The following is a 15,010-nucleotide window of genomic DNA, read 5'->3' as shown; positions in this document are numbered from 1 at the left end:
CTGGCCGAAACCGGCCCGTACTGCTCCGGCGCGTACATCGAGCCGATCCGTCCTGGCATGAACGACAAGACGAACAAGAGCGACGCGCCGACCTTCATCGGCGCCAAGGTCTCTCGTTACGAGCAGGAACAACAAGTTGCTTCCCTGGCCGGTGACGTCGTCATGCGCCAGGGCAGCATGCAGGTCGAGGCCGACGAGGCCAACCTGTACCAGGCCGAGAACCGTGGCGAGCTGAACGGCAACGTCCGTCTGCGCGACAACGGTGCCCTGCTGGTGGGCGACCACGCTGAAGTCCAGCTGGACACCGGCGCCGCCAAGGTCGACAACGCCGAATACGTGATGCACAAATCGCGCATCCGCGGTAACGCCCTGTACGCCAAGCGTGCCGAGAACGCGATCATCCGTCTCAAGGACGGTACGTACACCACCTGCGAGCCGAACAGCAACGCCTGGCAGCTCAAGGGCAACAACATCACGCTCAACCCGGCCACCGGTTTCGGTACCGCGACCAACGTGACGTTGCGGGTCAAGGACATTCCGATCCTTTACACCCCGTATATCTATTTCCCGATCGACAACCGTCGTCAATCCGGCTTCCTGCCGCCGAGCTTCAGCACCGGTGGCGAGACCGGCTTCACGTTGGTTACGCCGTACTACTTCAACCTGGCGCCAAACTACGACGCCACGTTGTACCCGCAATACATGACCAAGCGCGGCCTGTTGATGGAAGGCGAATTCCGCTACCTCACCAAGTCCAGCGAAGGCCAGTTCGGCGGCGCGTACCTGAACGACGACAGCAGCGAGCGTAAAGGCCAGACCGACTACGAAAAAGATCGCTACATGATCAACTGGCAGCACAAGGGCGGGCTGGACTCGCGTGTACTGACCCAGGTCGACTACACCAACATCAGCGACCCTTATTACTTCCAGGATCTGAAGTCCTATCAGGAAGGGATCAAGAGCCAGGACTACGTGAACCAGCAAGGTTCGGTGACCTATCGCGGTGATACCTTCCAGGCGAAGCTGAACCTGCAGGCGTACCAGCTGGCAACGATCTCCCAGATCACGCCGTATGACCGCTTGCCACAGATCACCTTCAACGGCACGCTGCCGTACCATCCAGGCGGGGTGAACTTCACCTACGAGACCGAAGCCGTACGCTTTGATCGGGACTTGGAGAACGGAAGCTTCACGGATGAAAACGGGCTCGTATCGCCGCGGCTCGACACCTACGTAACCGGCCTGACCCGTGCAAACGGTACTCGCCTGAACGTTGCGCCGGCAGTCGACTACCCGATGAACTGGACCTACGGTTTTATTACGCCAAAGTTGAAGTACGTCTATACCAAGTACGATCTTGATTTGGACAGCATCGGCAAGAACCAGATTATCGCAGCGCAAGCCGAGTCAACTGCAGCCAACCCTTATGCTGGCGGCACCTTCAAAAGCTCGCAAGACCGTGCAATTCCGATTGCCAGCATCGACAGCGGCCTGTACTTCGACCGCAACACCAACTTGTTCGGCAAAGACTACCGTCAAACTCTGGAGCCTCGTGCGTACTACCTGTATGTACCGAACAAGGACCAGGGCGATATCCCGGTATTCGACAGCGGTGAGTACTCGTTCAGCTACGCGTCGCTGTTCCGTGACAACCGCTTCAGCGGTACTGACCGCATCGGCGACGAGAACAAACTGTCCCTGGGCGTGACCAGCCGCTGGATCGAAGAAAACGGCTTCGAACGCCAACGCGTCAGCATCGGCGAGGCCGTGTACTTCAAGAACCGCGAAGTTCAACTGCCGGGCATCCTGGCCTCGGACCGTGCGGACGCACAGTCTGATGTTTCGCCAATCGCCCTGGACTACGAGTTCCGCTTCAACCGTGACTGGCGCGCCACTGCCGATTACAACTGGGACCCGGAAAGCCACAGCCCACGCTCCGGCAGCGCGATGTTCCACTATCAGCCGGAAGACAACCCGAACAAGGTTATCAACGTCGGCTACCGCTATCGCAACGACCAGGTGGTGTACAACCAGCTGACCGGCAAATGGCAGTTTGGTGGTGACTACGGCACTCCGGGCACCGACAACTTCGTGAAGGATTACTACAAAATCCAGCAACACGACTTCTCGATGATGTGGCCGATCGTTCCGCAGTGGAACCTGATCACCCGCTGGCAGTATGACTATGCCCGCAACCGTACCCTGGAAGCCTTCGGTGGTTTCGAGTACGACAACTGCTGCTGGAAACTGCGCGTCATCAACCGTTACTGGGTTTCCAACGACGAATACAGCCAGATCGCCCCGCTGAACGAAAAGGGTGACCACGGGCTCTTCTTCCAGATCGTCCTTAAAGGACTCGGCGGCCTGACCGGCGCCAAGGTAGAGAGCTTCCTCGACAAAGGCATTGAAGGTTATCGTGAACGTGAAGACCAAGCTTTCTGATTGTCTGCGCCCGCTGATGCTGGGCGCGCTGTTCCTGGGTACCGCCGCAGCTCACGCTGCGGTTCAACCGCTGGACAAGGTAGTGGCCATCGTCGATAACGACGTGATCATGCAGAGCCAACTGGACCAACGGGTCAAGGAAGTTCAGCAAACCATCGCCAAGCGTGGCGGCGGCGTACCGCCGACCAGCGTGCTGGACCAGCAGGTGCTTGAACGCCTGATCGTTGAAAACCTGCAACTGCAGATCGGCGATCGCTCCGGTATCCGTATCAGCGACGAAGAATTGAACCAGGCTGTCGGCACCATCGCCCAGCGCAACAACATGAGTGTTGATCAGTTCCGCGCAGCCCTGGCTCACGACGGCCTGTCCTATGAGGACGCCCGTGACCAGATTCGCCGGGAAATGATCATCAGCCGTGTACGTCAGCGTCGCGTGGCCGAACGGATTCAGGTGTCCGAGCAGGAAGTGAAGAACTTCCTCGCCTCCGACCTTGGCAAGATGCAGCTTTCCGAAGAACTGCACCTGGCCAACATCCTGGTGCCTACGCCAGACAGCGCCAACGCTGAACAGCTCAATGCTGCCGCAGCGAAAACCCAGGCTATCTATGACCGTCTCAAGCAAGGTGCCGACTTTGCCCAGATGGCCATTGCCCAGTCCGGCAGCGACAACGCCCTCGAAGGCGGTGACATGGGCTGGCGTAAAGCCGCGCAACTGCCACCACCGTTCGACCGCGAGCTGAGTGCCATGGAAGTCGGTGGCATCACCCAGCCTGCCCGTACGCCTGGCGGTTTCATCATCCTCAAGTTGCTCGGCAAGCGCGGTGGCGAAGAAGCCCAGATGAAGGACGAAGTTCACGTTCGTCACATCCTGGTCAAGCCAAGCGAGATCCGTACCGAAGCCCAAACCAAGGAACTGGCCCAGAAGCTCTATGACCGCATCGAAGCGGGCGAAGACTTCGGCGAACTGGCGAAGAGCTACTCCGAAGACCCGGGTTCGGCGCTTAACGGCGGCGATCTGAACTGGATCGATCCGAAGGCACTGGTTCCAGAGTTCCAGGACGTCATGGCCAAGACCCCGCAAGGCGTTCTGTCCAAGCCGTTCAAGACCCAATACGGCTGGCATGTGCTGGAAGTCCTTGGCCGTCGCGCCACTGACAACACCACCCAGGCCCGCGAGCAGCAAGCCCTGACCGTACTGCGTAACCGCAAATACGACGAAGAGCTGCAAACCTGGTTGCGTCAGATCCGTGACGAAGCCTACGTAGAGAACAAGCTTCCTGGTGCCGACCAAACAGGCACCGACCAGGCAGCCCAGTGACACCCAAGCGTTTCGCACTGACACCCGGCGAGCCGGCCGGCATTGGTCCTGACCTGTGCCTGCTGCTCGCCTCGCACCCCCAGCCACACCCCCTGATTGCCATTACCAGCCGCGACCTGCTCATTGAGCGGGCCGCGCAGCTGGGTGTGGTTGTCGATCTGCTGCCGGTGGGCCCGGGCAACTGGCCTGATCTGCCGGCACCGGCCAACAGCCTGTACGTATGGGATACCCCGCTGGCGACCAAGGTCGTGGCCGGGCAACTGGACAAGGCCAACGCTGCCTTCGTCCTGGAAACCCTGACCCGTGCCGGCCAGGGCTGCATCGACGGGGATTTTGCCGGGATGATCACCGCCCCGGTACACAAGGGTGTGATCAACGAATCAGGCATCGCCTTTTCCGGTCATACCGAATTCCTCGCTGAGCTGACCCATACCGAACAAGTGGTGATGATGCTGGCAACGGGCGACCTGCGGGTGGCGCTGGTGACCACTCACTTGCCCCTGCGCGAGATTGCCGACGCCATTACCCCCGAGCGACTGGAGCGTGTGACACGCATCCTGCACGCCGACCTGCAACAGAAATTCGGCATCGCCCAACCACGCATCCTGGTCTGTGGGCTCAACCCCCACGCCGGTGAAGGTGGTCACCTGGGCCATGAAGAAATCGACATCATCGAACCAACCCTGGAGCGTCTGCGCCTTGAAGGCATGGACCTGCGCGGCCCATTGCCTGCCGACACTCTGTTTACCCCCAAATATCTGGAGCACTGCGACGCAGTGCTGGCGATGTACCATGACCAGGGCCTGCCCGTGCTGAAGTACAAAGGCTTCGGCGCCGCGGTCAACGTGACACTGGGCCTGCCGATCATCCGCACCTCCGTCGACCATGGCACCGCCCTGGACCTCGCAGGCAGCGGCAAGATCGATACCGGCAGCCTGCACGTGGCCCTGGAAACCGCCTATCAGATGGCCGAGACCCGTATATGACCGAGCATTACCAACACCGGGCGCGCAAGCGTTTCGGGCAAAACTTCCTGCACGACGCTGGCGTGATCGATCGCATCCTGCGTTCCATCCATGCCAAGCCCGAAGACCGCCTGCTGGAAATCGGCCCGGGCCAGGGCGCCCTGACCCAAGGCCTGCTGAAAAGCGGCGGCCAGCTGGACGTGGTTGAGTTGGACAAGGACCTGATCCCGATCCTCAACCAGCAGTTCGCCGGCATGCCCAATTTCAACCTGCACCAGGGTGATGCGCTGAAGTTCGACTTCACCAGCCTCAATGCAGCGCCCAACAGCCTGCGAGTGGTCGGCAACCTGCCGTACAACATCTCCACCCCGCTGATTTTTCACCTGCTGAACAACGCCGGCATCATCCGCGACATGCACTTCATGCTGCAAAAGGAAGTGGTCGAGCGCCTGGCAGCGGGTCCTGGAGGCGGTGACTGGGGTCGCCTGTCGATCATGGTTCAGTACCATTGCCGCGTAGAGCACCTGTTCAACGTCGGACCTGGCGCGTTCAACCCCCCGCCGAAAGTCGACTCCGCCATCGTGCGCCTGGTGCCTCACGCGGTGTTGCCACACCCGGCCAAAGATCACAAGTTGCTGGAGCGCGTGGTGCGCGAAGCCTTCAACCAGCGCCGCAAGACCTTGCGCAATACGCTGAAGGCCTTGCTCAGCAACGCTGAAATCGAGGCCGCCGGCGTCGACGGCAGCCTGCGCCCCGAGCAGCTGGACCTGGCCGCCTTCGTGCGCCTGGCTGACCAGCTCGCCATTCAGCCTGCGCCAGTGGCTGAATAAATAGTAGGAGCCGGCTTGCCGGCGATGGCGCACTCACGATCGCCATCGCTGGCAAGCCAGCGCCTACGGGCCTAGACTGACCGGCATCCGCTGTTCCCCCGCTTTTGCTTTTAAGGCCTCTTGCATGTCCGATCCTCGTTATCAGATCGACGTCAGCGTCGTCACCCGCTTTCTGGCGGAACAATCGCAACCCGAGCAGAACCGCTTTGCGTTCGCCTACACCATTACCGTGCAAAACAACGGCGAGCTGCCTGCCAAGCTGCTGTCGCGCCACTGGGTCATCACCGACGGTGACGGCCAGGTCGAGGAAGTACGCGGCGCCGGCGTGGTCGGCCAACAACCGCTGATCGCCCCAGGCAAGAGCCACACCTACAGCAGCGGCACTGTCATGACCTCCCGTGTCGGCAACATGCAAGGCAGCTACCAGATGCTCGCCGACGACGGCAAACACTTCGACGCCATCATCGCCCCGTTCCGCCTCGCGGTGCCTGGAGCCCTGCACTGATGGCGACGTATGCCGTCGGCGACCTGCAAGGCTGCCTGGAACCGCTCAAGTGCCTGCTCGAGCGTGTGGCCTTTGACCCGGCCAAGGATCGCCTGTGGCTGGTGGGCGACCTGGTCAACCGTGGCCCGCAATCCCTGGAAACCCTGCGCTTCCTTTATGGCATGCGCGACTCCCTGGTGTGCGTACTGGGCAACCATGACCTGCACTTGCTGGCCGCCGGCAATAACATCGAGCGCCTGAAAAAGGGCGATACTCTGCGGGAAATCCTCGAAGCGCCGGATCGCACCGAGCTGCTTGACTGGCTGCGCCGGCAAAAACTCATGCACTACGACGAGAGCCGCGACACCGCCTTGGTGCATGCCGGCATTCCACCCCAGTGGACGCTGAAGAAAGCCCTCAAGTGCGCGAGTGAAGTCGAAGCAGCCCTGGCCGATGACAACTTGTACACCGCTTACCTGGATGGCATGTACGGCAACGAACCCGTTAAGTGGGACAACGAACTGACCGGCGTCGCGCGACTGAGGGTGATCACCAACTACTTCACCCGCATGCGTTTCTGCACCGCCGAAGGCAAGCTGGACCTCAAGAGCAAGGAAGGCGCCGACACCGCCCTCCCCGGCTACAAGCCCTGGTTCGCTCACAAGGAGCGCAAGACCCGTGATACGAAGATCATCTTCGGCCACTGGGCAGCCCTGGAAGGCAAGTGTGATGAACCTGGCGTGTTCGCCCTCGACACCGGCTGCGTATGGGGCGGCGCCATGACCCTGATGAACATCGACACCGGCGAGCGCTCGAGCTGCCAGTGCGACTCCCCCGTTCCCGAACAACTGCAGGCCGCGGCAAAGCGCTGAGCCGCGCTTTCATACAGGCCAAAGGAGCCCGCCATGACTGAATTCAAACGTATCCCTCCCGAGCAAGCCCAGGCCCTGCGCGAGCAAGGCGCGGTGGTTGTCGACATCCGCGACCAGCCGACCTACAACGCCGCCCACATCAGTGGTGCCCAGCACCTGGACAACCACAACATCGCCGACTTCATCCGCGCCGCCGACCTCGACGCGCCGGTCATCGTCGCGTGCTACCACGGCAACTCCAGCCAAAGCGCCGCCGCCTACCTGGTGAGCCAGGGCTTCTCCGACGTCTATAGCCTCGACGGTGGCTTTGAGCTATGGCGTGCGACCTATCCTGCAGAAATTGCCGCAGGCGACGCGCAATAATTTTTTTCAAACCCCGCTACCCCGCGTGACGCTTGGCCTCGCGCCGTTTCTGACGAACGGCGCGGCCAAACTAATTTCGTATCGCGCCTTGACCTCCCGGATTCCGAACTATCCTTAAGCGCAGGCCATCCAAAACAGGGGAGAGCCGGTACACCGGCGTGCGGGTCATCGGTAGCGTTTCAGGGTGTTCTGGGGGGAAAACGGCCATTGGTGTCCACCAATGGCTGCCAGCATCGACTGATTGATCCGGCGTCGGCTCCACGTATCGAGCGAGGTGACGACGTCATGAGTATTTTTAGCCACTTCCAACAACGCTTCGAGTCCACCCGCCAGGAAGAGCTCTCGCTTCAGGAGTATCTCGAACTGTGCAAAAAGGACCGCAGCGCCTACGCGTCTGCCGCTGAACGCCTGCTGTTGGCGATCGGCGAGCCGGAGCTGGTGGACACCGCAGCCAATTCGCGCTTGTCGCGGATTTTCTCGAACAAGGTGATCCGTCGCTACCCGGCCTTTGAAGACTTCCACGGTATGGAAGAATGCATTGACCAGATCGTCTCGTATTTCCGCCATGCCGCCCAAGGCCTGGAAGAGAAGAAACAGATCCTCTACCTGCTCGGCCCCGTCGGCGGCGGCAAGTCGTCCCTGGCCGAAAAACTCAAACAACTGATCGAGAAGGTGCCGTTCTACGCCATCAAGGGCTCACCGGTGTTCGAGTCGCCCCTGGGGCTGTTCAACGCCACGGAAGATGGCGCGATCCTCGAAGAAGACTTCGGCATTCCACGGCGCTATCTCAATACCATCATGTCGCCCTGGGCGACCAAGCGCCTGGCCGAGTTCGGCGGCGACATCAGCCAGTTCCGGGTGGTGAAGCTCTATCCCTCGATCCTCAACCAGATTGCCGTGGCCAAGACCGAACCGGGTGACGAGAACAACCAGGACATCTCGGCACTGGTGGGCAAGGTCGATATCCGCAAACTCGAAGAATTCCCGCAGAACGACGCCGATGCCTACAGCTACTCGGGCGCACTGTGCCGGGCCAACCAGGGTCTGATGGAGTTCGTGGAGATGTTCAAGGCACCGATCAAGGTGCTGCACCCACTGCTCACCGCGACACAGGAAGGTAACTACAACAGCACCGAAGGCCTGGGGGCGATTCCATTCACCGGGATCCTGCTGGCCCACTCCAACGAATCGGAATGGCACACCTTCCGCAACAACAAGAACAACGAAGCCTTCATCGACCGGATCTACATCGTCAAGGTGCCTTACTGCCTGCGGGTCAGCGATGAAATCAAGATTTACGACAAGCTGCTGTTCAACAGCTCCCTGGCCAAGGCCCATTGCGCGCCTGACACCCTGAAGATGCTGGCCCAGTTCACCGTGTTGTCGCGCCTCAAGGAGCCGGAAAACTCCAACATCTACTCGAAGATGCGCGTGTATGACGGCGAAAACCTCAAGGACACCGATCCGAAGGCCAAGTCGATCCAGGAATACCGCGACACCGCCGGCGTGGATGAGGGCATGAACGGCCTGTCGACACGTTTTGCGTTCAAGATCCTGTCAAAGGTCTTCAACTTCGACCCGCACGAAATCGCCGCCAACCCGGTGCACCTGCTCTACGTGCTGGAACAGCAGATCGAACAGGAACAGTTCCAGGCTGAAACCCGCGAGCGCTATCTGCGCTTCCTCAAGGAATACCTGGCACCGCGCTACATCGAGTTCATCGGCAAGGAAATCCAGACCGCGTACCTGGAGTCCTACAGCGAATACGGCCAGAACATCTTCGACCGCTATGTGCTGTACGCAGACTTCTGGATCCAGGACCAGGAATACCGCGACCCGGAAACCGGCGAGATTCTCAACCGCGTAGCCCTCAACGAGGAACTGGAAAAGATCGAAAAACCCGCCGGCATCAGCAATCCGAAGGATTTCCGCAACGAAATCGTCAACTTCGTGCTGCGCGCCCGGGCCAACAACAACGGCAAGAACCCAACCTGGCTCAGCTACGAGAAGCTGCGGGTGGTCATCGAGAAGAAAATGTTCTCCAACACCGAGGATCTGCTGCCGGTCATCAGCTTCAACGCCAAGGCCAGCAAGGAGGATCAGCAAAAACACAACGACTTCGTCACTCGCATGGTCGAGCGTGGCTACACCGACAAACAGGTACGACTGCTCTCCGAGTGGTACCTGCGGGTCCGCAAATCGCAGTAAGGCAGCGACAAGCGTGCAATGCCAGGCTCCCGGTGCGCCGGACAGCCTGGCAATCGACCGCTTGTCTTTAAGCTTCCAGCTTGCCGCTTGAAGCTTGTAACTTGAAGCTGCCCGGAGGGCTCCTGCATGAGCTATGTGATCGACCGACGTCTCAATGGCAAGAACAAGAGCACGGTAAACCGCCAGCGGTTCCTGCGGCGTTACCGTGACCACATCAAAAAGGCCGTCGAAGAGGCCGTCAGCCGCCGTTCCATCACCGATATGGAGCATGGCGAACAGATCAGCATCCCCGGACGCGACATCGATGAACCGGTGCTGCACCACGGCCGGGGCGGCAAACAGACCGTCGTGCATCCCGGCAACAAGGAATTCACCAGCGGCGAACATATCCAGCGGCCCCAGGGCGGCGCGGGCGGCAAAGGCCCGGGCAAGGCCGGTAACTCCGGCGAAGGCATGGATGAGTTCGTGTTCCAGATCACCCAGGAAGAGTTCCTGGAGTTCATGTTCGAAGACCTGGAACTGCCCAACCTGGTCAAACGCAACCTGACCGGTACCGACACCTTCAAGACCGTGCGTGCCGGGATCAGCAACGAAGGCAACCCGTCACGGATCAACATCATCCGCACCCTGCGCTCGGCCCATGCGCGACGTATCGCCTTGTCTGGCAGCAGCCGGGCAAAACTGCGGGATGCCAAGGCGGAACTGGAACGCCTGAAACGCGAAGAGCCGGACAACTTCGGCGATATCCAGGAAATTGAAGCCGAAATCGCCAAACTCAGCGCGCGAATCCATCGCGTGCCGTTTCTCGACACCTTCGACCTGAAGTACAACCTGCTGGTCAAGCAACCCAATCCCAGTTCCAAGGCGGTGATGTTCTGCCTGATGGACGTGTCCGGCTCCATGACCCAGGCGACCAAGGACATCGCCAAGCGCTTCTTCATCCTGCTGTACCTGTTTCTCAAGCGTAACTACGACAAGATCGATGTGGTGTTCATCCGCCATCACACCAGCGCCAGGGAAGTCGACGAGGAGGAATTCTTCTACTCGCGGGAAACCGGCGGCACCATCGTCTCCAGCGCCTTGAAGCTGATGCAGGAAATCATGGCCGAACGCTATCCGGCCAACGAGTGGAACATCTACGCCGCCCAGGCTTCCGACGGCGACAACTGGAACGACGACTCGCCGATCTGCCGCGACATCCTGATCAACCAGATCATGCCGTTCGTGCAGTACTACACCTACGTCGAAATCACCCCGCGCGAGCATCAGGCCCTGTGGTTCGAATACGAGCGCATCAGCGAAGCCTTCGCTGACACCTTCGCCCAGCAACAATTGGTCTCGGCCGGCGATATCTATCCGGTCTTCCGTGAACTCTTCCAGCGCAGGTTAGTGACATGACCGCCAAAGAGCATAAGCGCCAACCCATATCCACGGGGTCCGAATGGACCTTCGAACTGATCCAGGCCTATGACCGGGAAATCAGCCGCATCGCGGCGGGTTATGCCCTGGATACCTACCCCAACCAGATCGAAGTGATCACCGCCGAACAGATGATGGATGCCTATGCGTCCGTGGGCATGCCCCTGGGCTATCACCACTGGTCCTACGGCAAACACTTCCTCAGCACTGAAAAGTCCTACACCCGCGGCCAGATGGGCCTGGCCTACGAAATCGTCATCAACTCCGACCCGTGCATCGCCTACCTGATGGAAGAAAACACCATCTGCATGCAGGCGCTGGTGGTGGCCCACGCGTGCTACGGGCATAACAGCTTCTTCAAGGGTAACTACCTGTTCCGCACCTGGACCGATGCCAGCTCGATCATCGATTACCTGGTATTCGCCAAGCAGTACATCATGCAGTGCGAGGAGCGCCACGGCATCGACGCAGTGGAAGACCTGCTGGACTCCTGCCATGCCCTGATGAACTACGGCGTCGACCGCTACAAACGCCCGTATCCGATTTCCGCCGAAGAAGAACGGCTGCGCCAGAAGGACCGTGAAGAGCATCTGCAAAAGCAGATCAACGACCTGTGGCGCACCATTCCCAAACGCGCCGGCAAGAACAACGACAAGGACAATGCGCGCTTCCCCGCCGAACCTCAGGAAAACATCCTGTATTTCATCGAAAAGCACGCGCCATTGCTGGAGCCCTGGCAGCGGGAAATCGTGCGGATCGTGCGCAAGATCGCCCAGTATTTCTACCCACAACGCCAGACCCAGGTGATGAACGAAGGCTGGGCCACGTTCTGGCACTACACCCTGATGAACGACCTGTATGACGAAGGCCTGGTCACCGACGGTTTCATGATGGAGTTCCTGACGTCCCACACCAGCGTGGTCTTCCAGCCGGGCTTCGACAGCCCCTACTACAGCGGTATCAACCCGTATGCATTGGGCTTTGCGATGTACCGCGATATCCGGCGCATGTGCGAGCACCCCACCGAAGAAGACCGCCGCTGGTTCCCGGAGATTGCCGGCAGCGATTGGTTGTCGACCATCAAGTTCGCCATGAGCAGCTTCAAGGATGAGAGCTTCATCCTGCAGTACCTCTCCCCCCAGGTGATTCGAGACCTCAAGCTGTTCAGCATCATGGACGACGACCTAAAGGACGACCTGCTGGTGCCGGCGATCCACGATGAGCCGGGTTACCGCACCATCCGCGAAACCCTCGCGGCGCAGTACAACCTGGGCAACCGCGAACCCAATGTGCAGATCTACAGCATCGACGTACGCGGCGACCGCTCGCTGACCCTGCGCCACCAGCAGCACGACCGCAAACCGCTGGGAGAGTCCACTGAGGAGGTTCTCAAGCACCTGCACCGGCTGTGGGGGTTCGATATCCACCTGGAGACGCTGCAAGGCGACCAGGTGATGAAAACCCACCATGTTCCGCCCCGCAACGAACACGGCGATAACGATTACGGCCGCCTGGACCTGGCAGTCGTACATCTGTGAAACGGCAAAGCCTCCATTGGCGGGCCGCAGGCGTTATCCTGTGCCGCTAATGGAGGCTTTTTCATGCAAATCTACAAAGTCGGTGGTGCGGTACGTGATCGCCTGCTGGGCATCCCCGTTACCGATATCGACCGTGTCGTAGTCGGCGCTACCACTGAAGAAATGCTCGCCCTGGGCTACAAGCCTGTGGGTTCGGACTTCCCGGTATTTCTTGACCCGAAAAATGGTGACGAGTACGCCCTCGCCCGCACGGAGCGCAAGAGCGGCCGGGGTTATGGCGGCTTTGTGTTTCACGCCAGCCCCGACGTTACCCTGGAAGAAGACCTGATCCGCCGCGACCTGACCATCAACGCCATGGCCGAGGATGACGCGGGCAACCTGACCGACCCTTATCACGGCCAGCAGGATCTGGACGCACGCATTCTGCGTCACGTTTCCCCGGCGTTTGCCGAAGATCCACTGCGTGTCCTGCGCGTTGCCCGCTTTGCCGCGCGCTATGCCGGCCTCGGCTTTACGGTAGCGCCCGAAACCCTGGAACTGATGCGCGAACTCAGCGAGTCGGGCGAACTGGAAGCCTTGACGCCCGAACGCAGCTGGAAGGAGATTTCCCGCGCATTGATGGAAAACCAGCCACAGGTGTTTATCCAGGTGCTGCGCGATTGCGGCGCCCTGAAAACCCTGATGCCGGAAATCGACGCACTGTTTGGCGTGCCGCAACCCGAGGCCCATCACCCCGAAATCGATACCGGCGTGCACACATTGAGCGTGCTGGAACAGGCGGCCATCCATGCCCAACCGTTGACCGTCCGCTGGGCCTGCCTGCTGCACGATCTGGGCAAGGGGCTCACGCCTGTGGATAAGTTGCCGCAGCATATCGCTCATGAGCAACGCGGCGTGAAGCTGATCAAGGCGATGAACGAACGCTTCAAGGTGCCAAGGGATTGCCAGGAGTTGGCGTTGCTGGTGGGCGAATATCACACCCACGGCCACCGCGCACTGGAGCTGAGGCCCTCGACATTGCTGGAGTTGCTGCAAAGCTTCGACGTTTACCGTCGCCCGCAACGCTTTGAAGAGTTTGTGGTGGCCTGCGAGATGGACGCCCGCGGGCGCAAGGGCCTTGAGCAGAGAAGTTATCCACAAGCAGATTATTTGCGCGGTGCGGCGCTGGCGGCCAGAGGTGTGGCCGTCGCACCGCTACTGGAACAAGGCTACAAAGGTCCCGAACTGGGCGAAGCGCTGAAACGCGAACGGCTCAAGGCGCTAAAAGCCTACAAGAGCGAGTCCGGCGTCAACGGCTGATCCCGCCATTCGAACGCGACCGGCGCCAGTACCTGGTCAATGTGTGCATCCTGCCACAGCGCGGCAAATGACTTGCCCACCTCAGGATGCACACGCTGCGGCGCCATCAACGACAGCGGCCACAGCACAAACGCGTTCTTCAGGATTTCGGCCCGGGGCAGGATCAGGCCATCGAAGTTACCCACCAGCTCGCCATACAGCAGCACGTCGATGTCCAGCGGCAAGCCTTTGCGATCCGGCGCGTAGCGGCCATTGTCGGCCTCGATGAATTTCAGCCGGCGGTCCAGCTCCATCAACGGCAGGTCGGTATACGCCGACACCACCAGATTGAAGAATGGCCCGCTCTTGATGCCCACAGGCTGGCTTTCAAACACCGGCGAACAGCGCATCTGCGTCAGGAAACCCGCCAGCGCATCAAGGCCAGCGTGCAAATGGGCCTCACGCTCGATGTTACTGCCAAGACCAAGGTAAACCTGAGTTAGCGACATCCGCGCTCGATCTCCACGCCCACACCCTTGGCGGCCGGTACGGCGCCGGGCTTGGTCAGTTTGAGGTGCAGCCAGGGAATCTGGAACTCACTCATCAACACTTCAGCCAGGCGCTCGGCGAAGGTTTCCACCAGCTGGAATTGCGCCTGCTCGGCAAAGGCCTGGATCCGCGCGGACACGCTCGCGTAATCCAGCGCCAGGGTCAGGTCATCACCGGCAGCGGCCGGGCGGTTATCCCAGGCGAAGCTCAGGTCCAGACGCAGGCATTGCCGGATACCGCGCTCCCAGTCGTAGGCCCCGATCACGGTGTCGACTTCCAGGCCTTCGATAAACACTCTGTCCAAGCACTCTTCTCCGCTGCACGACAAGGGCGCGATGCCCCGTTAGAATCAGGGCGTCCTCGCCCGGAATAGTTAGCATGTTTTGGTTACTGGCGACTCTCGCCTACCTGCTCGGCTCGCTGTCCTTCGCCATTTTGCTCAGCCGCCTGACGGGAAATCCCGACCCGCGAATGAGTGGCTCAGGCAATGCCGGCGCCACCAATATGTTGCGCCTGGCCGGCAAGAAACTCGCCGTACTCACGCTGTTCGGCGACGTCTGCAAGGGCCTGCTGCCGGTGCTGATCGCCGATCTCGCCGGGCTCTCGCTGCAACAGCAAGCCTGGATCGGCGTCTGCGCGGTGCTCGGCCACCTGTTCCCGCTGTACTTTCGCTTTCGCGGCGGCAAAGGCGTTGCGACGGCGGCCGGCATGCTGCTGGGGATCTACCCACCGGCGGCGCTGCTG

At 60.3% G+C, this 15,010-nt stretch carries 14 protein-coding genes; 12 read left to right on the top strand and 2 right to left on the bottom strand.

Translation table 11 applies throughout. From position 1 onward, the window contains the following. The 11 genes from HX846_RS10240 to HX846_RS10190 form a co-directional block, all read left to right on the top strand. A partial coding sequence (locus tag HX846_RS10240; RefSeq protein ID WP_178965338.1) for an LPS-assembly protein LptD occupies positions 1-2,442 on the top strand: 2,442 nt, incomplete at its 5' end. Then, a complete protein-coding gene (locus HX846_RS10235) occupies positions 2,423-3,760 on the top strand; it encodes a peptidylprolyl isomerase (protein ID WP_003210991.1) in 1,338 nt (445 codons plus the stop codon). The genes HX846_RS10240 and HX846_RS10235, both read left to right, overlap by 20 nt. After that, positions 3,757-4,746, top strand: coding sequence for a 4-hydroxythreonine-4-phosphate dehydrogenase PdxA (gene pdxA, locus HX846_RS10230; RefSeq protein ID WP_003210992.1), 990 nt, complete (start codon positions 3,757-3,759; stop codon positions 4,744-4,746). The genes HX846_RS10235 and pdxA overlap by 4 nt, the downstream gene beginning before the upstream one ends. After that, positions 4,743-5,555 carry a 16S rRNA (adenine(1518)-N(6)/adenine(1519)-N(6))-dimethyltransferase RsmA gene (rsmA, locus tag HX846_RS10225; RefSeq protein ID WP_003210994.1) on the top strand — a complete coding sequence of 271 codons (813 nt, stop codon included), beginning with the start codon at positions 4,743-4,745 and terminating at the stop codon, positions 5,553-5,555. The genes pdxA and rsmA overlap by 4 nt, the downstream gene beginning before the upstream one ends. 124 nt (positions 5,556-5,679) lie before the next feature. After that, the gene (apaG, locus tag HX846_RS10220) at positions 5,680-6,060 is read left to right on the top strand and encodes a Co2+/Mg2+ efflux protein ApaG (protein ID WP_003210996.1); all 381 of its coding nucleotides are present in this window, start codon (positions 5,680-5,682) and stop codon (positions 6,058-6,060) included. After that, the gene (locus HX846_RS10215) at positions 6,060-6,911 is read left to right on the top strand and encodes a symmetrical bis(5'-nucleosyl)-tetraphosphatase (RefSeq protein WP_102604410.1); all 852 of its coding nucleotides are present in this window, start codon (positions 6,060-6,062) and stop codon (positions 6,909-6,911) included. Before apaG ends, HX846_RS10215 begins: the two co-directional genes overlap by 1 nt. A 33-nt stretch (positions 6,912-6,944) precedes the next feature. Beyond that, the gene (gene glpE / locus HX846_RS10210; protein ID WP_008434417.1) at positions 6,945-7,274 is read left to right on the top strand and encodes a thiosulfate sulfurtransferase GlpE; all 330 of its coding nucleotides are present in this window, start codon (positions 6,945-6,947) and stop codon (positions 7,272-7,274) included. A 285-nt stretch (positions 7,275-7,559) separates the two neighbouring features. Next, on the top strand, positions 7,560-9,482 hold the full coding sequence (locus tag HX846_RS10205; protein WP_003210999.1) for a PrkA family serine protein kinase: 1,923 nt from the start codon (positions 7,560-7,562) through the stop codon (positions 9,480-9,482). Between the two features lie 126 nt (positions 9,483-9,608). Next, positions 9,609-10,880, top strand: coding sequence for a YeaH/YhbH family protein (locus tag HX846_RS10200; RefSeq protein ID WP_003211000.1), 1,272 nt, complete (start codon positions 9,609-9,611; stop codon positions 10,878-10,880). Beyond that, positions 10,877-12,439 carry a SpoVR family protein gene (locus HX846_RS10195; protein WP_003211001.1) on the top strand — a complete coding sequence of 521 codons (1,563 nt, stop codon included), beginning with the start codon at positions 10,877-10,879 and terminating at the stop codon, positions 12,437-12,439. The genes HX846_RS10200 and HX846_RS10195 overlap by 4 nt, the downstream gene beginning before the upstream one ends. A gap of 63 nt (positions 12,440-12,502) precedes the next feature. Continuing rightward, positions 12,503-13,738, top strand: coding sequence for a multifunctional CCA addition/repair protein (locus HX846_RS10190; RefSeq protein WP_102604409.1), 1,236 nt, complete (start codon positions 12,503-12,505; stop codon positions 13,736-13,738). Here the strand turns inward: HX846_RS10190 and folK are convergent. Further along, positions 13,708-14,226, bottom strand: a complete 519-nt coding sequence (folK, locus tag HX846_RS10185; protein WP_003211005.1) for a 2-amino-4-hydroxy-6-hydroxymethyldihydropteridine diphosphokinase — start codon at positions 14,224-14,226, stop codon at positions 13,708-13,710. The two genes, HX846_RS10190 and folK, sit on opposite strands and share 31 nt — an antisense overlap. Next, positions 14,217-14,570, bottom strand: a complete 354-nt coding sequence (gene folB / locus HX846_RS10180) for a dihydroneopterin aldolase (RefSeq protein WP_003211007.1) — start codon at positions 14,568-14,570, stop codon at positions 14,217-14,219. Before folB ends, folK begins: the two co-directional genes overlap by 10 nt. Before the next feature lie 74 nt (positions 14,571-14,644). On the opposite strand from folB, the gene HX846_RS10175 reads away from it, so the two are divergent. Beyond that, positions 14,645-15,010 (top strand): glycerol-3-phosphate acyltransferase (locus HX846_RS10175; protein WP_178965337.1); only part of this gene is annotated, 366 nt, incomplete at its 3' end.

This window comes from Pseudomonas sp. K5002, assembly GCF_013386655.1.
Lineage (GTDB): Bacteria > Pseudomonadota > Gammaproteobacteria > Pseudomonadales > Pseudomonadaceae > Aquipseudomonas.
The sequence above is the reverse complement of the archived record's forward strand: the minus strand, read 5'-3'. Positions and strand labels throughout refer to the sequence as shown.